19 protein-coding genes are annotated in these 19,093 nt (G+C 59.6%); 10 read left to right on the top strand and 9 right to left on the bottom strand.

What is annotated here, in order from left to right:
• The first annotated feature begins 118 nt into the window (after positions 1-118).
• From hydN to ACMGGU_RS16250, 3 genes are read left to right on the top strand one after another with little or no spacing between them, the layout of a single operon-like run.
• Complete coding sequence (gene hydN, locus ACMGGU_RS16260) at positions 119-664, top strand: electron transport protein HydN (RefSeq protein WP_032643033.1); 546 nt, start codon at positions 119-121, stop codon at positions 662-664.
• A gap of 5 nt (positions 665-669) precedes the next feature.
• Complete coding sequence (gene hypF, locus ACMGGU_RS16255) at positions 670-2,910, top strand: carbamoyltransferase HypF (protein WP_420300738.1); 2,241 nt, start codon at positions 670-672, stop codon at positions 2,908-2,910.
• A complete protein-coding gene (locus ACMGGU_RS16250; protein WP_420300737.1) occupies positions 2,888-3,910 on the top strand; it encodes a HoxN/HupN/NixA family nickel/cobalt transporter in 1,023 nt (340 codons plus the stop codon). The genes hypF and ACMGGU_RS16250 overlap by 23 nt, the downstream gene beginning before the upstream one ends.
• A gap of 81 nt (positions 3,911-3,991) precedes the next feature.
• Here ACMGGU_RS16250 and norW read toward each other — a convergent pair whose 3' ends face one another.
• Both norW and norV read right to left on the bottom strand, forming a co-directional pair.
• A complete protein-coding gene (gene norW / locus ACMGGU_RS16245; RefSeq protein ID WP_420300736.1) occupies positions 3,992-5,125 on the bottom strand; it encodes an NADH:flavorubredoxin reductase NorW in 1,134 nt (377 codons plus the stop codon).
• Positions 5,122-6,564, bottom strand: a complete 1,443-nt coding sequence (gene norV, locus ACMGGU_RS16240; RefSeq protein ID WP_420300735.1) for an anaerobic nitric oxide reductase flavorubredoxin — start codon at positions 6,562-6,564, stop codon at positions 5,122-5,124. Before norV ends, norW begins: the two co-directional genes overlap by 4 nt.
• Positions 6,565-6,752: 188 nt before the next feature.
• On the opposite strand from norV, the gene norR reads away from it, so the two are divergent.
• Entirely contained in the window at positions 6,753-8,267 is a 1,515-nt protein-coding gene (gene norR, locus ACMGGU_RS16235; RefSeq protein WP_420300734.1) for a nitric oxide reductase transcriptional regulator NorR, read from the top strand.
• Here norR and gutQ read toward each other — a convergent pair.
• The 7 genes from gutQ to srlA all read right to left on the bottom strand — a co-directional run bounded on the left by gutQ (position 8,264) and on the right by srlA (position 13,199).
• The gene (gutQ, locus tag ACMGGU_RS16230) at positions 8,264-9,229 is read right to left on the bottom strand and encodes an arabinose-5-phosphate isomerase GutQ (RefSeq protein ID WP_008499559.1); all 966 of its coding nucleotides are present in this window, start codon (positions 9,227-9,229) and stop codon (positions 8,264-8,266) included. The two genes, norR and gutQ, sit on opposite strands and share 4 nt — an antisense overlap.
• The gene (gene srlR / locus ACMGGU_RS16225) at positions 9,222-9,995 is read right to left on the bottom strand and encodes a glucitol operon DNA-binding transcriptional repressor SrlR (protein ID WP_021241949.1); all 774 of its coding nucleotides are present in this window, start codon (positions 9,993-9,995) and stop codon (positions 9,222-9,224) included. The genes gutQ and srlR overlap by 8 nt, the downstream gene beginning before the upstream one ends.
• Before the next feature lie 63 nt (positions 9,996-10,058).
• The gene (gene gutM / locus ACMGGU_RS16220; RefSeq protein WP_045908515.1) at positions 10,059-10,418 is read right to left on the bottom strand and encodes a transcriptional regulator GutM; all 360 of its coding nucleotides are present in this window, start codon (positions 10,416-10,418) and stop codon (positions 10,059-10,061) included.
• Positions 10,419-10,510: 92 nt separating this feature from the next.
• Entirely contained in the window at positions 10,511-11,290 is a 780-nt protein-coding gene (gene srlD, locus ACMGGU_RS16215) for a sorbitol-6-phosphate dehydrogenase (protein ID WP_023294411.1), read from the bottom strand.
• A gap of 14 nt (positions 11,291-11,304) precedes the next feature.
• Complete coding sequence (gene srlB, locus ACMGGU_RS16210; protein ID WP_022649147.1) at positions 11,305-11,667, bottom strand: PTS glucitol/sorbitol transporter subunit IIA; 363 nt, start codon at positions 11,665-11,667, stop codon at positions 11,305-11,307.
• Positions 11,668-11,679: 12 nt separating this feature from the next.
• Positions 11,680-12,639, bottom strand: coding sequence for a glucitol/sorbitol-specific PTS transporter subunit IIBC (gene srlE, locus ACMGGU_RS16205; RefSeq protein ID WP_251894906.1), 960 nt, complete (start codon positions 12,637-12,639; stop codon positions 11,680-11,682).
• The gene (srlA, locus tag ACMGGU_RS16200) at positions 12,636-13,199 is read right to left on the bottom strand and encodes a PTS glucitol/sorbitol transporter subunit IIC (RefSeq protein ID WP_003862164.1); all 564 of its coding nucleotides are present in this window, start codon (positions 13,197-13,199) and stop codon (positions 12,636-12,638) included. Before srlA ends, srlE begins: the two co-directional genes overlap by 4 nt.
• 251 nt (positions 13,200-13,450) lie before the next feature.
• Between srlA and mltB the strand changes: the two genes are divergently transcribed.
• From mltB to recA, 6 genes are all read left to right on the top strand, one after another.
• Positions 13,451-14,551: a lytic murein transglycosylase B gene (mltB, locus tag ACMGGU_RS16195; RefSeq protein ID WP_395299537.1), complete on the top strand. Its 1,101-nt coding sequence runs from the start codon at positions 13,451-13,453 to the stop codon at positions 14,549-14,551.
• Positions 14,552-14,851: 300 nt separating this feature from the next.
• Positions 14,852-15,505, top strand: a complete 654-nt coding sequence (locus tag ACMGGU_RS16190; protein ID WP_196346645.1) for a metal ABC transporter ATP-binding protein — start codon at positions 14,852-14,854, stop codon at positions 15,503-15,505.
• Positions 15,502-16,362 (top strand): metal ABC transporter permease, encoded by an 861-nt coding sequence (locus ACMGGU_RS16185; RefSeq protein WP_395299536.1) that lies wholly within the window; start codon positions 15,502-15,504, stop codon positions 16,360-16,362. Before ACMGGU_RS16190 ends, ACMGGU_RS16185 begins: the two co-directional genes overlap by 4 nt.
• A gap of 14 nt (positions 16,363-16,376) precedes the next feature.
• Positions 16,377-17,255 (top strand): metal ABC transporter substrate-binding protein, encoded by an 879-nt coding sequence (locus ACMGGU_RS16180; RefSeq protein ID WP_048029245.1) that lies wholly within the window; start codon positions 16,377-16,379, stop codon positions 17,253-17,255.
• 129 nt (positions 17,256-17,384) lie between these two features.
• Positions 17,385-17,882: a nicotinamide-nucleotide amidase gene (gene pncC, locus ACMGGU_RS16175; RefSeq protein WP_045908520.1), complete on the top strand. Its 498-nt coding sequence runs from the start codon at positions 17,385-17,387 to the stop codon at positions 17,880-17,882.
• Between the two features lie 89 nt (positions 17,883-17,971).
• On the top strand, positions 17,972-19,030 hold the full coding sequence (gene recA / locus ACMGGU_RS16170; RefSeq protein WP_024907698.1) for a recombinase RecA: 1,059 nt from the start codon (positions 17,972-17,974) through the stop codon (positions 19,028-19,030).
• Positions 19,031-19,093: the final 63 nt, after the last annotated feature.

Here is a 19,093-nt window from a genome sequence, read left to right as displayed (position 1 = left end):
CGTCATAAGTGACGATGACGGCACCGTTTTAATTTTTAAAATGAAATAAAATCAATAAGTTAATTATTGGCACGGTTTATGAATATCTCCGCGCATAACTGTAATGCTGGAGAAGCAGATGAACCGTTTTATTATGGCCGATGCCAGTAAGTGTATTGGTTGCCGTACCTGTGAAGTGGCGTGCGTGGTTTCCCATCAGGCGGAGCAGGACTGCGCGTCGCTTACCCCTGACACCTTCCTGCCGCGCATCCACGTCATCAAAGGCGTGAATATTTCCACCGCCGCCATCTGTCGCCAGTGCGAAGACGCACCGTGCGCGAACGTCTGCCCGAACGGGGCGATTAAACGCGAGAAAGGCTTTGTGCACGTGATGCAGGAGCGCTGCATTGGCTGCAAAACCTGCGTGGTCGCCTGCCCGTATGGCGCGATGGAGGTGGTGGTCCGTCCGGTAGTGCGCAACAGCGGTATGGGGCTGAGTGTGCGCGCGGACAAAGCCGAAGCCAACAAATGTGACCTGTGCTACCACCGTGAGGCCGGCCCGGCCTGTATGGAAGCCTGCCCGACGCACGCGCTGGTCTGCGTGGATCGCGACAAGCTTGAGCAGATGAGCGCCGAAAAGCGCCGTCGCGCGGCGTTCGACACCTCGTCATCACTGCTGTTCTGAACCGTATGAGCAGCAACGGCGTTCAGCTGCGGGTGCGCGGCAAAGTGCAGGGCGTCGGGTTTCGTCCCTTCGTCTGGCAGCTGGCGCAGGCGCTTCAGTTGACCGGTGACGTCTGCAATGACGGAGAGGGCGTGCTGGTGCGCCTCGCGGGTAATGGGGGGGCCTTTACCGCGAGGCTGCATCAGGACTGCCCGCCGCTGGCACGCATTGACCGCGTGGAAGCGCAGCCGTTTACCTGGGCGCGCGTGCCGGAGGACTTTACCATCCGCCACAGCGCGGCCGGGACGATGGACACCCAGATTGTCCCCGATGCGGCGACCTGCCCGGCGTGTCTGGCTGAGATGGGCGACCCACGCGAACGCCGTTATCGCTATCCGTTTATCAACTGCACCCACTGCGGGCCGCGGTTTACCATTATCCGCGCCATGCCCTACGACCGCCCGGCCACGGCAATGGCGCCGTTCCCGCTCTGTGGGCCGTGTGAAGCCGAATACCGCAATCCTGCCGACCGCCGTTTTCACGCCCAGCCGGTCGCCTGCCCGGACTGCGGGCCCGCGCTTATGTGGCGTGCGGGCGACATGACCGCTGAGCGCGAGGCTGCGCTGCGCGCGGCGGTCGCGATGCTGAAAAGCGGCGGTATTGTCGCCGTCAAAGGGCTGGGGGGCTTTCACCTCGTCTGTGACGCGCGTAACCCGCAGGCGGTCGCGACGCTTCGGTCACGCAAGCAGCGGCCCGCGAAGCCGCTGGCGGTGATGATCCCGCATGCGGATGACCTGCCGGAGACGGTTCAGACGCTGCTACGCTCACCCGCCGCACCCATTGTGCTCACGCCAAAAGTCTGGCTGCCCGCGTTCCCGGAAGGTATCGCACCCGGTCTGGATACCGTCGGCATCATGCTTCCTGCGAACCCGCTGCAGCACCTTCTGATGATGGACTGCCAGCGCCCGCTGGTGATGACCTCCGGCAACCTCAGCGGCAGACCACCTGCCATCACCAACCGGCAGGCGCTGGATGAGCTCAGCGGCATCGCGGACGGTTTCCTGTTGCATAACCGCGATATTCTGCAGCGGATGGACGATTCGGTGATGGATCGGGACGGTGCGATGCTGCGCCGCGCGCGCGGTTTTGTGCCCGATGCCATCACGCTGCCTGCCGGGTTCGACAATATCCCCGCCATGCTGTGCACCGGGGCGGAGATGAAAAACACCTTCTGCCTGGTGCGTGGGAATCAGGCGGTGCTGAGCCAGCATTTTGGCGATCTCCGTGACGAGGGGGTGGAAGCGCAGTGGCGTTCCGCGCTGTCGGTGATGCAGGACATTTACGCCTTCCAGCCGGCGCGCGTGGTGTGCGATGCCCATCCGGGGTACCGCGCTCGTCAGTGGGCACAGGCGCAGGCGTTGCCCCTTGAAGAGGTACACCACCATCACGCCCACGCCGCGGCGTGCCTGGCCGAAAACGGCTGGCCGCGCGATGGAGGAGACGTTATCGCCCTGACGCTGGACGGGATCGGCATGGGGGAAAACGGCGCGTTGTGGGGCGGAGAGTGCCTGCGGGTCAGCTATCTCGACTATGCGCATTTGGGTGGTCTGCCTGCCGTTGCGCTGCCGGGCGGCGATCTGGCGGCCATGCAGCCGTGGCGTAATCTGCTCGCCCAGTGTCTGGCGTTTGTACCCGACTGGCAGCAGTACCCGGAAACCCATGCGGTTCAGCGCCAGAACTGGCCGTTGCTGGCGACGGCGATCCAGCGTGGCATCAACGCGCCGCGAGCTTCTTCCTGTGGTCGCCTGTTTGACGCGGTTGCCTGTGCGCTCGGCATCGACACGCAGCGTTACGAAGGGGAAGCGGCCTGCCGGCTGGAAGCCCTGGCATCGCAGTGCGCGGGTGTCGACCATCCGGTGACGCTGGAAGTGGATAACCTCGCGCTTTTCTGGCAGCAGTGGCTGAGCTGGCAGGCGGAACCCTGCGTGCGCGCCTGGGCGTTTCACGATGCGCTGGCAAAAGGGCTGGCGGAGCTCGCCGCGTTTCATGCCCGGCGCCAGTCGCTGTCGACAATCTGTCTCAGCGGCGGGGTATTACACAACCGTCTGCTGCGCGCGCGTCTGCGTCATTATCTTTCTGACTTTACGCTTCTTTTTCCTTCGCGCCTGCCCGCAGGTGACGGAGCGATCTCCTTCGGGCAGGCGGTGGTCGCCGCTGCCCGGTCATGTTTACAAAGGACTAAAAATGTTACGACTGTTACGCAATGAACCTCGCGCCGCGCTTCTGCTGCTGGCTCTGGTAATGGCAAACCTGCTGGCCTGGGGATGGGCATGGCACACCTTTAGCGGCAGCACGGCGCTGATGGCGGCAAGCCTGCTGGCGTGGTGCTACGGACTGCGTCATGCGGTGGACGCTGACCACATTGCAGCCATAGATACCGTGACGCGTAAGATGATGCAGCAGGGCAAACGCCCGTCCGGCGTGGGAGCGTGGTTCTCGCTGGGCCACTCCACCATCGTGGTGCTGGCCTCCATTGCCATCGCCGCTACCGCCACGGCGTTTCAGAAGAACATGGCGTGGTTCCACGAAACCGGCAGCCTGATTGGTACCGCCGTTTCCGCGACCTTCCTGCTGGCGATGGCGCTGGTGAATATGGTGATCCTGCGCGGCGTCTGGCGCAGTTTTCAGGCGCTGAAACACGGCAGGCCGGTGCAGGATGACATCACGCTACCTGCTCAGGGCGGGGTAATGAACTGGCTGTTTGGCAAGACCTTCCGCCTCGTCAATAAAAGCTGGCAGATGTACCTGGTCGGTTTCCTGTTTGGTCTCGGCTTTGATACGGCCACCGAGATCGGCGTGTTGGGGATCTCTGCCGCCAGCGCGTCCAGCGGGATGTCGGTGTGGTCAATCATGATCTTCCCGGCACTCTTCGCCAGCGGCATGGCGCTGGTGGATACCCTCGACAACCTGCTGATGGTCGGCGCCTACGGCTGGGCGTTTAACAAGCCGCAGCGCAAGCTCTACTACAACATGACCATCACCGGCACCTCCGTGGTGGTGGCGCTGTTTATCGGCGGGCTGGAAGCGTTGGGTCTGCTGATGGATAAATTTGCCCTCAGCGGCGGCCTCTGGGATCTGATTGGCACGGTGAACGACAATCTGGGCAACGCCGGGTTTGTCGTCGTGGGTCTGTTTATCGCCTGCTGGCTGATTTCCATGGCGAATTACCGCTGGCGCGGCTACGACGCGCTGGTGGTACGTTCCTGAACGACCCAGCCCGGTGGCGCTACGCTTGCACGGGTCTGCATGTAGGCCGGGTAAGCGCAGCGCCACCCGGCAATACGAGGGTTAAGCAGGGAGCGATTTCAGCAGGGCGAAGGCCTCTTTCATCCTGTCTTCACTGACGACAAAGGCGCGCATCTGACCGTCAGCATCGATGCCGCGCGCCACCATGCCCTGCGGCGAAAGGGCAATCTGCCAGTCCAGATCCTGACGCTGCGTTTCGCCTGCGAGATGCAGCGGTAATTCCGGCGTTTTCACTTTGACCAGCATGGCGGGTAATTTCACCGGCGTAGTGCCGCCGAGCAGGTTTTTCGCCAGAGACAGCGCGCTTAATTGAATCGGCTGTAAAAAGGGCAGCACCTGACCGTTAATTTCCGCGCAGTCGCCCAGGGCATAAATGTCCGGCTGAGTGGTTTGCAGGTAGCAGTCTACCTTCACGCCGCGGTTAATTTCGGCGCCTGCGCGGTGCGCCAGCGCCGTTTCCGGGCGCAACCCTGTCGCCGCAATCACCACATCCACTTCCACGCTGCGGTTGCGGTCGAGCGTTGCACGTATGCCGGTGCCGGTTTTGCTCAGGCTCTGCAGCTGCGATTTCAGCAGCAGATGGACGCCCATGTCGGTCAGATGATGCTGTAAGCGGCTGCTCACTTCAGCGGGCATCAGCGCTGACAGAATGCTCGCCGCGTGGTCGACCAGAGTGACGGATTTACCCGCACGGCAGAAATCCATCGCCAGTTCGGTGCCGATCAGCCCGCCGCCGACAATCATCACCCGCGTGGCGTCGTGAAGCTCCGTTTCGCTGGCCTGATACGCCTGCTGGCTGTTGAGCGTGACCATCAGCTCGCGCCCCTCAACCGGCGGCACAAACGCAGAGGCACCCGTGGCCAGCACCAGCTTGTCGTACTGCCAGGTTTTATCTTTCGCTTTCACCAGACGGGCGTCGGCGTCGATATCGGTGACCCAGGTGTACGGAAACAGACGCAGGTTAAACTGTTCTGCGAACGCCCCCGCCGTCTGGCGGGTGAGATCGTCGGCACGCTGATTCTGGCTAATGACGTGGCTTAAATCAGGCTTGTTGTACTCGTCCATGCTGTCGGCGGCGATCAGCGTCAACGGCACGTTAGCGTCCTGTTTGCGGATATTTTTTACCAGCTGGCGGGCGGCAAAACCCGAGCCGATAATGACGATGCCGTGGTTCATTTTGCCTCCGTTGCCAGTTCATCAAAGACGTCTTTCCCGAGGGAACATTCCGGGCAGAGGAAGTTGTCCGGCACCTCACTCCACGGCGTGCCTGGGGCGACATCCTGCAGCGGCTCGCCCCGTTCCGGGTCGTAAATCCACTGGCATACGCTGCACTGCATGCAAGGACCGAGGTCGGCAGCGGCAGCTTTTGCTTCGGCTTTCGGCGCAACCGCCGCGGCGGGGGTGGTTTCCGGCAGCGGTGCGAGTGCCCACTGACGGGCGATGTCACGGCCGTGCTGGCGACAGATTTCCAGGGCGTCGATATCCGGCCGCCATTTCGCTTTCAGGCTCATCGACATCTCAAACCCTGCATCCTGTAAACGGGTAGAGAGACGGTCTACCGCGCCGCCGCTCCAGCCGTGGGAGCCAAAGGCGCTGGCGCGCTTGTTGCGAAAACGCAGGCCGGTCATCTCTTCGACCAGACCGGCAATCTTCGGCATCATCACGTTGTTCATGGTGGACGTGCCCACCAGCACGCCCTTAGAGCGGAAAACGTTGGTTAATACCTCGTTCTTATCGCTGCGCGCCACGTTGAAGATTTTCACCGCCACGTTCGGATCTACTTCGTTGATGCCCTGGGCAATGGCGTCCGCCATCATGCGGGTGTTGTTGGACATGGTGTCGTAGAAGATCGTGATGCGGTCTTCCTGATAATCCGCCGCCCATTTCAGGTACAGCTCGACGATCTGGGTGGGGTTTTCACGCCACACCACACCGTGAGAGGTGGCAATCATCTCCACCGGCAGGTTAAAGCCGAGGATCTCGGTGATTTTTGGCGTGACCAGACGGCTGAACGGGGTCAGGATGTTGGCGTAGTAACGCTGGCACTGTTCGAACAGCTCGGTCTGATCCACTTCGTCATTAAACAGGCGTTCGTCGCAGTAGTGCTGGCCGAAGGCGTCGTTGCTGAACAGCACCGCGTCGCCGGTCATGTAGGTCATCATGCTGTCCGGCCAGTGCAGCATGGGCGTTTCCACGAAGATCAGCTGCTTGCCGTTGCCGATATCCAGCGCGTCGCCCGTTTTCACGGTGTGGAAGTTCCACTCCGGATGGTGGTGGTGACCGTTGATCGAGTCGATGGCGTTGGTGGTGCAGTAGATCGGAGTGTCCGGAATATACGACATCAGCTCGGTCAGGGCACCGGCATGATCCTCCTCCGCATGGTTGATGATGATGTAGTCGATGGCATTCAGGTCGATTTCACCGCGCAGGTTCTGCACGAACTCGCGGCTGAACTTGTGATCGACGGTATCGATCAGCACGTTTTTTCCTTCGCGGATGAGATAGCTGTTGTAGCTGCTGCCGCGCAGCGTTTTGTATTCCGTCCCGTGGAAATCGCGCACTTCCCAGTCACGTTGACCCACCCAATGAATGTTATTTTTAACCAGAATAGACATAGCAAACCTCAGCGTAATATCGCGTTTTTCAAATAGGATGGTTTGCTTATATCAAGCTGCGTGCCAACTTTTAACTTGTTGATTTTTATAAACTAATATTTATATGATCCGTAATGGGTAGTCATTATGACTATCCAAAACAGTGTCATTATGACAATATTCATTGTCAAAATGACAGCGAGGCAGACATGAGCTTTTCCGTAGATGTGCTGGCGAAGATCGCCATTGAGCTGCAAACCGGTATCGGCCATCAGGACCGCTTTCAGCGGCTGATCTCCACGCTGCGCCACGTGCTGGCGTGCGACGCTTCGGCGCTGCTGCGCTACGAAGGGCGGCAGTTTATTCCCCTGGCGATCGACGGCCTGGCGAAGGACGTGCTCGGGCGGCGCTTTACCCTTGAAGGCCATCCACGTCTGGAGACCATTGCCCGCGCGGGTGACGTGGTGCGTTTCCCGGCGGACAGCGATCTGCCCGACCCGTATGACGGGCTGATTCCAGGCCAGGAGAGCCTGAAGGTGCACGCCTGTATTGGCCTGCCGCTGTTTGCCGGGCAAAACCTGATTGGGGCGCTGACCCTCGACGGCATGTCGCCGGACCAGTTCGACACCTTCAGCGACGAGGAGCTGCGCCTGATTGCCGCGCTGGCCGCCGGGGCGCTTAACAACGCGCTGCTGATTGAACAGCTGGAGAGCCAGAATATCCTTCCCGGCAGCCCGGCGGCGTTTGAGCAGGTGGCGCACACGGAGATGATTGGCCTCTCGCCGGGCATGGCGCAGCTCAAAAAAGAGATTGAGATTGTTGCCGCGTCCGATTTGAACGTGCTGATCTTCGGGGAGACCGGCACCGGCAAGGAGCTGGTGGCGAAGTCGATTCATGAAGCGTCGCCGCGCGCGGTCAATCCGCTGGTGTACCTCAACTGCGCCGCGCTGCCGGAAAGCGTGGCGGAAAGCGAATTGTTTGGTCACGTCAAAGGGGCATTTACCGGCGCCATCAGCAACCGCAGCGGCAAGTTCGAAATGGCCGATAACGGTACGCTGTTTCTGGATGAAATAGGCGAGCTTTCTCTGTCGCTACAGGCCAAACTTCTGCGCGTATTACAGTACGGCGATATCCAGCGCGTGGGGGATGACCGCAGCTTAAGAGTGGATGTGCGCGTGCTGGCGGCGACCAACCGCGACCTGCGTGAGGCGGTGCTGGCCGGGCAGTTCCGCGCCGACCTGTTCCACCGCCTGAGCGTGTTCCCGCTTACCGTGCCGCCGCTGCGCGAGCGCGGGGACGACGTGCTGCTGCTGGCGGGCTATTTCTGCGAACAGTGCCGTCTCAGGATGGGGCTTTCCCGCGTGGTGTTAAGCTCGGGGGCGAGGGCGCATCTGCTGAGCTACGGCTGGCCGGGCAACGTGCGCGAGCTGGAACACGCGATTCACCGTGCGGTGGTGCTGGCGCGAGCAACGCGTTCGGGTGATGAAGTGGTTATACATGCCCGGCATTTTGCGCAGCATGATGAAACCGCACCCACGATTGCCCATGCAGCTCCGGAGATAACGAGCGAAAACCTGCGTGACGCGACAGAGGCATTTCAGCGTCAGATGATTATCCGCGCGCTGGATCAGAACAACCGCAACTGGGCGGCGTGCGCCCGGGCGCTGGAGATGGACGTCGCCAACCTGCACCGGCTGGCGAAGCGTCTCGGGCTGAAGGGTTAGATAATCCCGGCCTGATAGAAATCCTGCAGGTTGATGGCGCCGCACAGCCTGCCGGTGTCATCCACCACCGGTGCGGCGGTGATTTTGCGCTTCATTAGCACCTCTTTGGCTTCAATGGCGCGGCTCTCGGCGTTCAGCGTCAGCCCGCCCTGGGTCATGGCGTCCGACACTTTGGTTTCCAGCTTGCCACCGCCCACCAGCCAGCGGCGCAGGTCGCCGTCAGTGAATACGCCTTTGACGTACCCGTCGTCATCGCACACCGCAACCAGCCCCAGACCGGTGCGGCTGAGCTCCAGCATCGCGTCCATGACGCTGGTATCGAGTTTGACCTGCGGAATCGCATCGTCAGTGCGCATCAGGTGGTGAACCTTGTTGAGCAGGCGTGCCCCGAGCGCCCCCGCCGGATGCGAGCGGGCGAAATCTTCTTCGTTAAACCCGCGCGCCTGCATTACCGCCATCGCCAGCGCGTCGCCCATCATCAGGGTATTCACGGTGCTGGAGGTCGGGGCGAGGTGCATCGGACAGGCTTCACGCTCAACGGAAATATCCAGCGTCGCTTTGGCGGCCAGCGCCAGGGGCGAGCGGGATTTCCCGGTCATCGCCAGCAGGGCGACCGATTTTTCCTGCAGACGTGGAATGATGAGATCCAGCTCTTTCGCCGAACCGGAGTAGGAGATAAACAGCATCACGTCGCGGCTCTCAATCATTCCCAGATCGCCGTGCAGCGCTTCTGCAGGATGCACGAAGAAGGCCGGGGTGCCGGTGCTGGCCAGCGTCGCGGCAATCTTTTTGCCGATGTGGCCGGATTTACCGATGCCCGCCACGATCACTTTGCCTTCGCAGTGGATAATGGTGTTGGCGGCGCGGACAAAATCCTCGCCCAGACGTTCCGGCAGGCGGCTGGCTTCCTGCAGCTCCAGCATCAGCGTCTGGCGGCCCGTTTCTAACAGAAAATCACTCATCTCTCTCTCCGGTTACAATCACGTCGATGCCTTTCTCTTCCAGCGCTTTCCTGAACGCCGGATCGATACCCGCGTCGGTAATCAGCTTGTCGACGCTTTCCAGGCTACAGACAATGTTGGGGCTTTTACGGCCAAACTTCGACGAGTCTGCCATCAAAATCACTTCCCGCGCGGCGTTGCACATGGCTTTACTGACGCTGAACACTTCGTTGAACGTCGTGACGCCCGCGTTCAGATCGATGCCGTCGGTGCCCATGAACAGTTTATCAAAGCTGAAGTGGTCGAAGGCGTTCTCCGCCAGCTGTCCGTGAAATGAGGCGGATTTTTTGCGGAAGGTCCCGCCGGGCATCAGGATGGTCTGCTCGCTGTCGAACTCCGACAGGGCGTTGACGATGTGCAGGCTGTTGGTCATCACCGTGATGTTGTTAAAGCGGCTGAGCAGCGGGATCATCTGCAGGACGGTACTGCCGGCATCCAGAATGATGGAGTCGCCATCGTGGATAAATTTTACGGCGGCTTCGGCAATCAGCGCTTTCTGGTGGGTGTTGATCAGCGTTTTGTGGTCAATAGGCGGGTCCGCTTCGTCTTTATTGAGCACCACGCCGCCGTAGGTTCGAATGACGGCGCCAGAGTTTTCGAGCAATACGAGGTCCTTGCGTATCGTTGTGCCGGTGGTGTCAAAGTAGTGGGCCAGATCCTCTACCGAGCATTTTCCCTGCTTTTGCAGATGCTCAAGAATGGCCGCCTGGCGCTGACGAGGTTTCATAGGCGCTTCGTTCCTTAGGTTGCGAAATGATAATTTCGCAAGTCTATATCTTTCACAACGAAATTATCCATGTTTCAGATTAAGCGCTAATGATAGTGCATTCTGACAGAGTGGATCATGGGGAAAGATCACATCAGGCTGTAATTCCTGCAGCGAAATGCCGTTGATTGCCTGGATTTTCACCGGACGGGCAAAGACGGTCATGCCGCGCATGATGAGGGAATCGCAGACGTTATTGTTTTCATCCAGCGCAATAGCCACGACGACGCGTGGTTTAAAGCGTCCGCCGGAACGCCCGACGCCCACGCGGCCTTTCTGGCACAGGGCGTCAAACGCGCGGTTAAACTGGTGGATTTGCCAGCCGCCGAACGCCATCTGGCAGAGCCAGGCGAGGGCGGCGACGGTAATGAGTGCGGTAACCATATCTGCTCCTTTAATGGCCGGGTGGCGGCTGCGCCTTACCCGGCCTGCGGGGATGGTAGCCCCGGTAAGCGCAGCGCCACCGGGGAATGAACTCAGAACATCACCTGCCCGCCGGTGACGTTAATCGACTGTCCGGTGCAGTACGAGGCTTTCGGGCTGGCGTAAAACAGCAGCATGTTCAGCACGTCCTGGTAATCACACCCGCGCTTGAGCGGCACTTTATCGATGTAGTACTGCTCCACTTCTTCCGCTTTGATGCCGAGCTTGGTGGCGTACTGCGGCAGCAGGGACTGGAACATCGGCGATTTCAGCAGGTTGCCGAGCATCAGCGAGTGAACGGTAATGCCGTATTCGGCCAGATCCAGCGCCAGAGACTGCGTCAGCCCCACGCCGCCAAACTTCGCCGCGCTGTAGCCGGAGTTATGCTTGCTGCCCACTTTCCCCGATTTAGAGTTGATCTGAATGATGCGCCCCTGAATGCCGTCGCGGATCATCAGACGGGAAAACTCGCGGGCACAGAGGAAATAGCCCACCAGATTGACCTGCAGCGAGCGGTCAAAATCCCCCAGCTCGAAATCGCTAATAAAGGCCGCTTTCGCAATTCCCGCGCTGTAGACCAGCAGGTCGGTACGGCCAAAAATCTCGTCCACGCCGCGGGCCAGCGCCATCACGCTCTGCTCGCTGGTGGCGTCGGCGCCAAACCCGTACGCCATTCCTTCACCAAACTCGGTGTTGATGGTGTCCGCCACACGGGCGGCTTTTTCACTCTGGATGTCCACTACCGCCACGCGGTAACCCTCTGCGGCAAGCCCACGGCAGAGGAACTCGCCTAAGGTTTGTCCCCCACCAATGACAACGGCAACCTGACTCATGTCTATCTCCTTAATTACGCAACAAATTTTAACGTGCAGCCTGGGGTGACAGCCTGCGGAACCGGACCCTCAACGTGAACCGTGCCGGGATACTCCGCCTGCGGCTGGCCGTCGAAACGCAGGGTGATGTGGCCCAGCTCGCGCAGGTTTTGTTCAGCGACGTCGCCGACGGCGGTCACGGCATAGCGCGCCTCGCCCAGCTCCAGCTGGCTCCCGGCCTTCAGCTCACCGTTCAGCTCGCCGTGGCAGTGGATGAAGCAAAACTCTTCGATATCAGCAGGCGCCCCTTCGCGAAAGGTGATCAGCATCTGGTCGCTCAGCGCGTCGGCGGCGCTCTGGCCGATGCGGGTAATAGTGGTCTGGTAAATCACGGTCATAGCAGGCACCTCTTATTGATAAATAAAGCCGGAAACAAACCAGGCAATCAGCACCGTCGGCGCGCCCGTCAGGAAGCGGCTGACCAGCACGGACGGCACGCCCACGCGCACGGTGTCCTGGCGTGCTTCCGCCAGCGACAGCCCCACCGGGATAAAATCGCACGCTGCCTGGGCGTTAATGGCAAACAGGGCGGGCAGGGCGAGGTGCGGGGGAATGTTCCCCAGACCAATCTGCACGCCAATCAGCACGCCGATGACCTGAGCAATCACCGCGCCCGGGCCGAGGAACGGCGACAGCAGCGGGAAGGAGCAGATCAGCGCCAGCGTCACCAGCCCAAGCGGGTGGCTGGCAAGCGGGGCGAGGCCGTGGGCAATCCAGTCGCCCAGGCCGGAGGCCATGATGATGCCGATCAGCGCCGAGACGAACGCCATAAACGGCAGAATGGTCTTCAGCACCGTGTCGATGGTGTCGCGCCCGGACTGGAACAGCACCGCCACGGCGGAACCCATGCCCATCCCGACTTTCGCCAGCAGGCCATCGCTCTGCTCGGTAATTTTTTTACTGGTGTCGTACTCGCGCGGAGCCGCTTTTTGCGGTGCAGACGTCCCCTTCACCAGGGTGATGTTGTCTTCCTTGACGCCCGAGACATAAATGTCCTCGAGGATGTACTGCGCCAGCGGGCCGGATTTTCCGGTGGAGTGAATATTTACCGTCGGAATGCGGCGCTTCGGATAGATGCCGCAGCGCAGCGTGCCGCCGCAGTCGATCACCGCCACGCCGATTTCCGTCTCCGGCGGTTCGCCTTCCTTGAAGCCGTCGACCGCTTCCCAGCCCGTCAGCTCGCGCAGCCTGTCGACGATTGCCGGGCGGGTACCCGCGGTGATGTAAACAATCTTTTTGCCTTCGGTGGCGTCGAACTCCAGCGGGCCGCCCCAGCCGCCCGTGCCTTTCTCAATGCGGATCCGGTTCATGCTGTGGCTCCTGAAAGATGGACCTTCTGTTCAAGCTGGATGCCCATTTTTTTCTCGAAAATAGCGGTGGTGAGGTCGGTCACCCAGCCGCGGAAGAAGTTGGTGACCAGACCGACCAGCAGGTAGCTCACCGCCAGCGGGCCGAGCGGCAGGCCAAGCGTGGTAAGGCCGCTGGCGATCCCGAGATAAACAAACAGCTCGCCGGGGTTGATGTGCGGGAACAGGCCGTTCATCGAATGGCAGCTGTAGGAGGCGGCGGCGTAATAGCTCGGCTTGTACTTCTCTGGCATAAAGCGGCCGAGGCTTAAGGTCATCGGGTTGCAGAACACGAAGGTGCCGATAAAGGGCAGTATCAGGTAGCGGGACAGCGGGTTTCCGGCGCAGCGCTGGGCGAAGCGTTCAATACGCTGCTGCCCGATAAAGTTAATCAGCGCGTTCATGATAACCAGCAGGCTGATCAGCAGGGGCAGGATCCCGGTCACCATGCCGGTGAACACTTCTCCGCCTTTCTGAAACAGCCCGATGAACCACTCGGCGCCATGGGTGATGGTTTCTATCATTCTTCTCTCCTGTAGGGCGTTTGTTTTTGTCTATCTGCGGCTAATAATAATCACTTTGAAAGGTTTTAAAGTGTTAGTTAGATCTCACAATGAAAGAAAAATGTATTATTTTGAAAGTTAATTGACGTGGTGAATGATTTTCGGGGGAAAAAAGCACGGATTTGCGTTGGGGAGGTGCGTACCGCTTCCTTGAGGTGTTGCGGATGCTTTACCATACTGGGTTCTTATCGAACCCGTTAAATGGATGTCTCATGTTCAAGCGTCGTTATGCAGCGCTGTTGCCTGCGCTTATTCTGCTGTCTGCCTGTAGTAGCAAACCTAAGACCGAAGCCGTTCAGCAAACGGCGGGCGCGCCTTCCGGAGGATTCCTGCTGGAGCCGCAGCACAATATGATGCAGATGGGCGGCGACTTCGCGAATAACCCGGAGGCCGAGCAGTTCATCGATAAAATGGTGAGCAAACACGGCTTTGACAGACAGCAGCTGCACGAAATTTTGTCTCAGGCCAAGCGTCTGGACTACGTGCTGCGCCTGATGGACAGACAGGCGCCGACGGCCCAGGTGCCGAGCGGGCCAAACGGGGCGTGGCTGCGCTATCGCAAACAGTTCATTACCCCGGACAACGTGCAAAACGGCGTGGCGTTCTGGAATCAGTATGAAGAGGCGCTCAACCGCGCGTGGCAGGTGTACGGCGTACCGCCTGAAATCATCGTCGGGATTATCGGCGTGGAAACCCGCTGGGGCCGCGTGATGGGCAAAACCCGCATCCTTGACGCGCTGGCGACCCTCTCCTTTAACTATCCGCGCCGCGCGGAGTATTTCTCTTCCGAGCTGGAAACCTTCCTGCTGATGGCGCGTAACGAACAGGACGATCCGCTCGATCTGAAAGGGTCGTTTGCCGGCGCGATGGGTTACGGCCAGTTTATGCCGTCGTCCTATAAACAGTATGCCGTCGACTTTAACGGAGATGGCCATATCAACCTGTGGGATCCGGTGGATGCCATCGGCAGCGTGGCGAACTACTTCAAAGCGCACGGCTGGGTGCCGGGCGGCCAGGTGGCGGTGCAGGCGAACGGTCAGGCGCCGGGGCTGGAAAACGGCTTCAAAACTAACTACAGCATTTCGCAGCTGACCGCGGCAGGCTTAACGCCAACGCAGCCGCTGGGCAATGCACAGCAGGCGAGCCTGCTGCGTCTGGATGTCGGAACGGGCTATCAGTACTGGTACGGACTGCCGAACTTCTACACTATCACCCGCTATAACCACAGCACCCACTATGCGATGGCCGTATGGCAGCTGGGGCTGGCGGTATCGCAGGCCCGCGTGCCGGCGGCGTCACCGTTTAGTCAGTAAGTTATCCCGGCGGGTAGGCCGGGTAAGGCAACGCCGCCACCCGGCATGGCTGCGCACACGGTGCGGCCTGATGCCCTCTCCCATGGGAGAGGGCGTTTTGCAGAAACATTTCGCCACACTCCCTTTTCAAACCTGCCATTTACATCTTAACCACCTTTCATTATTGTTATGTTATAACATTTAAGATGGTGTCGAGATGTCAACGTTCCTTTTTTCTCTGTCTGCTCCGGTTCGGCTTTTGCTGGCGCTGGTGCTTATTGTCTTTCTCGGGCTGGCCGTGCGCTGGGCGGTGGCGTTGCCATGATTGTGATGAATGAACTGGTCGCGGGTTATGAACGCCAGCCCGTTACGCGGCCCCTCTCGGGCACGATTGCGCGTGGAAGTATGACTGCGATTGTCGGCGCTAACGGCTGCGGGAAATCTACCTTACTGAAAACGCTCGCCGGGTTTATCCCGCCCGTAAGCGGCAGTTTTCGCTGGCAGGGAAAGCGTCCGGTAATCGGCTGGCTGGCACAGCGCCACGCGCTGGAGGCGCAGTTTCCGCTAACCGTTCGGGACGTGGTAAGCATGGGCTGCTGGCCGGGCATTTCGCTGTTTTCCGGGTTTCGCCGCGAAACGCGGCTGCGCATTGCCAGCGCGCTTGAGCGCGTCGGGCTGGAATCCATGGCGTTATCCACCATCGATGAGCTCTCCGGCGGCCAGTTCCAGCGCATGCTGTTCGCCCGCGTCCTGGTGCAGCAGGCGCCGCTGGTGATGCTGGATGAGCCCTTTACCGGGGTCGATGAGGCCACCTGCAACGTGCTGATGGATGTGATGTTGGAGATGTATATGCAGGGGCAAACGCTGCTCGCGGTACTGCACGACAGTGAGCGGGTGTCGCGCCACTTCCCGCAGACGTTACGGCTGGATGCTGACGTTCCTCAATGGAAAACCGGGCGGGTGAGGGTGGCATGATCTGGCATCTCTTTTTTCAGCCGTTTATCGAGTACGGCTTTATGCGTCGCGCGCTGGTGGTTTGCCTGGCGCTCTCGGTCAGCACCACCGCGCTTGGCGTGTTTCTTCAGCTGCGCAGAATGAGCCTGATGGGCGATGCCCTTTCTCACGCCATTTTACCGGGCGTCGCCGTGGGATACTTGCTCAGCGGCATGTCGCTGCTGGCGATGAGTATCGGCGGTTTTATCGCGGGCATTACCGTGGCGCTGCTGGCCGGTCTGGTCAGCCGACGCACGCCGCTTAAGGAAGATGCCAGCTTTGCCGGGTTTTATCTTGGCTCACTGGCGTTGGGGGTTACGCTGGTGTCGCTTCGTGGGTCGAATGTCGATCTGCTGCATTTGCTGTTTGGCTCCATCCTCGCCGTGGACAACGACGCCGCGCTGTTTGTCACGGGCGTGTGCATGTTCACCCTTATTGTGCTGGCGATGTTCTATCGCGGGCTGGTTACCGAAGCGTTTGACACCGGCTGGCTACAGGTGAACGCCCGCTGGCTGCCCGGCCTGCTGCACGGACTGTTTCTGGCGCTGCTGGTCCTTAACCTGGTGGCCGGTTTTCAGGTGCTCGGCACGCTGATGGCCGTTGGTCTGATGATGCTGCCGGCTGTGGCAGCTCGCTGCTGGGTACGCACGCTACCGGCGTTACTTCTGATGACGGGCATCAGCGGTATTTTCTGCGCATGGCTGGGGTTGAGCCTCTCCTGGGCGATGAGTCTTCCGGCCGGGCCATCCATCGTGCTCACCGCCAGCGCGCTGTTCTTTATTTCCATTTTATTGGGTACGCGAAGCAGGCTCGCTGGCAGTCTGCGGGCGTATTTTTAACGCAAGGGGAAACGATGAAACGTACAGGATTAGCAGTGGCGCTCGCGCTGGGGATGATGTCGCACGGCGTGATGGCGAAAACGCTGAATGTGGTCACCAGCTTTTCGATACTGGGGGATATCACCCAGGAGGTGGGCGGTGACCATGTGAAGGTGACGACGCTGGTGGGGCCGGACGGCGATCCGCATACCTTCGAGCCGTCGCCGAAAGACAGCGCGGCGCTGAGCAAGGCCGATGTGGTGGTGGTGAACGGCCTGGGGCTGGAGGGCTGGCTTGACCGTCTGGTGAAAGCCTCCGGGTTCAAAGGACAACTGGTCGTTGCCTCAACCGGGGTGAAAACCCACACGCTTGAGGAAGATGGAAAGACCGTGACCGATCCGCACGCCTGGAACAGCGCGGCGAACGGGGCGCTGTATGCACAAAATATTCTGAACGGGCTGGTGAAAGCCGATCCGCAGGACAAAGCCGCGCTGGAAGCCTCCGGTAAACCCTATATCACGCAGCTTAACCAGCTGGATAGCTGGGCCAAAACGCGCTTTAGCCAGATCCCGCAGGCGAAGCGTAACGTGTTGACCAGCCATGACGCGTTCGGCTATTTCAGCCGTGCCTACGGCGTGAGGTTTATGGCGCCGCAGGGACTGTCCTCCGAGAGCGAGGCCAGCGCGGCGCAGGTTGCTGAGATTATCAATCAGATCAAAGCCGACGGCGTAAAAACCTGGTTTATGGAAAATCAGCTCGATCCGCGTCTGGTGAAGCAAATTGCATCAGCGACGGGCGCGCAGCCGGGGGGCGAGCTTTACCCCGAAGCGCTGTCGGCCAAAGGCGGGGTGGCAGACACCTACGTTAAGGCGTTTCGCCACAATGTGAATACGCTCGCCAACAGCATGAAATAACTTTTCCACGGCCGGTGCGCCCGCACCGGCTTTTTTCTGAAGCACCCTCGTAAAACCCGAAGCGCATCCCCACATCTGACGAGAAAGTGCTATCTTGTGCAGCACGTTTTTCTGATGCCTGGAGCGAGAATGACTGACCATGAATTGATGCAGCTTAGCGAGATAGTTGGCCTTGCGCTTAAGCAACGTGGGGCGACCCTTACCACCGCTGAGTCCTGCACCGGCGGCTGGGTGGCGAAAGCGATTACCGATATTGCCGGCAGTTCCGCCTGGTTTGAACGCGGATTTGTGACCTACAGTAACGAAGCTAAAGCACAGATGATTGGCGTGCGCGAATCCACGCTGGAACAGCACGGCGCGGTCAGCGAACCGGTGGTCATCGAGATGGCGATTGGCGCGCTCAAAGCGGCGCGTGCTGATTTCGCCATTTCCATTAGCGGCATCGCGGGGCCGGACGGCGGCAGCGACGTGAAGCCTGTCGGCACCGTCTGGTTTGGTTTTGCCACCGCGAAAGGTGAAGGGATCACCCGCCGGGAGTGCTTTAGCGGCGATCGCGAAAGCGTGCGTCGTCAGGCAACCGTTTATGCGTTAAAAACGCTCTGGCAACAATTTCTACAAAACACTTGATACTGTATGACCATACAGTATAATTGCACCAACAGAACAGAAATCCACGGTGAAGCACAGTCGCTTCTCCCGGCATGACAGGAGTAATAATGGCTATCGACGAAAACAAACAGAAAGCGTTGGCGGCAGCACTGGGCCAGATCGAAAAGCAATTCGGTAAAGGCTCCATCATGCGCCTGGGTGAAGACCGTTCCATGGATGTGGAAACCATCTCCACCGGTTCGCTTTCTCTGGATATCGCGCTGGGCGCTGGCGGTCTGCCTATGGGCCGTATCGTAGAGATCTACGGGCCAGAGTCCTCCGGTAAAACCACCCTGACGCTGCAGGTCATTGCCGCAGCACAGCGCGAAGGTAAAACCTGTGCGTTTATCGATGCCGAGCACGCGCTGGACCCTGTGTATGCCCGTAAGCTGGGCGTCGATATCGACAACCTGCTGTGTTCTCAGCCGGACACCGGTGAGCAGGCGCTGGAAATTTGTGACGCGCTGGCGCGTTCTGGTGCTGTTGACGTTATCGTGGTCGACTCCGTTGCTGCACTGACGCCAAAAGCGGAAATCGAAGGTGAAATCGGCGACTCTCACATGGGCCTCGCGGCACGTATGATGAGCCAGGCGATGCGTAAGCTGGCGGGTAACCTGAAGCAGTCCAACACGCTGCTGATCTTCATCAACCAGATCCGTATGAAAATCGGCGTGATGTTCGGTAACCCGGAAACCACGACCGGGGGTAACGCCCTGAAATTCTACGCTTCTGTCCGTCTGGATATCCGCCGTATTGGCGCGGTGAAAGAGGGTGAGAACGTCGTCGGTAGCGAAACCCGCGTCAAGGTTGTGAAGAACAAAATCGCTGCGCCGTTCAAGCAGGCTGAGTTCCAAATCCTCTACGGCGAAGGTATTAACTTCTTCGGTGAGCTGGTTGACCTGGGCGTGAAAGAGAAGCTGATTGAAAAAGCGGGCGCCTGGTATAGCTACAACGGTGACAAGATTGGTCAGGGTAAAGCGAATGCCATCTCCTGGCTGAAAGAGAACCCGGCTGCGGCGAAAGAGATCGAGAAGAAAGTGCGTGAGCTGCTGCTGAACAACCAGGACTCCACGCCAGATTTCGCGGTTGATAGCGCGGATGCTGAAGAAACTAACGAAGACTTTTAATTCTTTCGTTTAACAATGAAGGGCTGCTGATGCGGCCCTTTTTGCATTTCTGAATCAGCAGGT

The organism is Enterobacter sp. BNK-8 (genome assembly GCF_048685095.1).
In the GTDB taxonomy this organism is placed as follows: Bacteria; Pseudomonadota; Gammaproteobacteria; order Enterobacterales; family Enterobacteriaceae; genus Enterobacter; species Enterobacter quasiroggenkampii.
This window is presented reverse-complemented; position numbering and strand designations above follow the sequence as displayed.

Coding starts and splice junctions, on each gene's coding strand:
- hydN (WP_032643033.1), top strand. CDS start 119: ATGAACCGTTTTATTATGGCCGATGCCAGTAAGTGTATTGGTTGCCGT.
- hypF (WP_420300738.1), top strand. CDS start 670: ATGAGCAGCAACGGCGTTCAGCTGCGGGTGCGCGGCAAAGTGCAGGGC.
- ACMGGU_RS16250 (WP_420300737.1), top strand. CDS start 2,888: ATGTTACGACTGTTACGCAATGAACCTCGCGCCGCGCTTCTGCTGCTG.
- norW (WP_420300736.1), bottom strand. CDS start 5,125: ATGAACCACGGCATCGTCATTATCGGCTCGGGTTTTGCCGCCCGCCAG.
- norV (WP_420300735.1), bottom strand. CDS start 6,564: ATGTCTATTCTGGTTAAAAATAACATTCATTGGGTGGGTCAACGTGAC.
- norR (WP_420300734.1), top strand. CDS start 6,753: ATGAGCTTTTCCGTAGATGTGCTGGCGAAGATCGCCATTGAGCTGCAA.
- gutQ (WP_008499559.1), bottom strand. CDS start 9,229: ATGAGTGATTTTCTGTTAGAAACGGGCCGCCAGACGCTGATGCTGGAG.
- srlR (WP_021241949.1), bottom strand. CDS start 9,995: ATGAAACCTCGTCAGCGCCAGGCGGCCATTCTTGAGCATCTGCAAAAG.
- gutM (WP_045908515.1), bottom strand. CDS start 10,418: ATGGTTACCGCACTCATTACCGTCGCCGCCCTCGCCTGGCTCTGCCAG.
- srlD (WP_023294411.1), bottom strand. CDS start 11,290: ATGAGTCAGGTTGCCGTTGTCATTGGTGGGGGACAAACCTTAGGCGAG.
- srlB (WP_022649147.1), bottom strand. CDS start 11,667: ATGACCGTGATTTACCAGACCACTATTACCCGCATCGGCCAGAGCGCC.
- srlE (WP_251894906.1), bottom strand. CDS start 12,639: ATGAACCGGATCCGCATTGAGAAAGGCACGGGCGGCTGGGGCGGCCCG.
- srlA (WP_003862164.1), bottom strand. CDS start 13,199: ATGATAGAAACCATCACCCATGGCGCCGAGTGGTTCATCGGGCTGTTT.
- mltB (WP_395299537.1), top strand. CDS start 13,451: ATGTTCAAGCGTCGTTATGCAGCGCTGTTGCCTGCGCTTATTCTGCTG.
- ACMGGU_RS16190 (WP_196346645.1), top strand. CDS start 14,852: ATGATTGTGATGAATGAACTGGTCGCGGGTTATGAACGCCAGCCCGTT.
- ACMGGU_RS16185 (WP_395299536.1), top strand. CDS start 15,502: ATGATCTGGCATCTCTTTTTTCAGCCGTTTATCGAGTACGGCTTTATG.
- ACMGGU_RS16180 (WP_048029245.1), top strand. CDS start 16,377: ATGAAACGTACAGGATTAGCAGTGGCGCTCGCGCTGGGGATGATGTCG.
- pncC (WP_045908520.1), top strand. CDS start 17,385: ATGACTGACCATGAATTGATGCAGCTTAGCGAGATAGTTGGCCTTGCG.
- recA (WP_024907698.1), top strand. CDS start 17,972: ATGGCTATCGACGAAAACAAACAGAAAGCGTTGGCGGCAGCACTGGGC.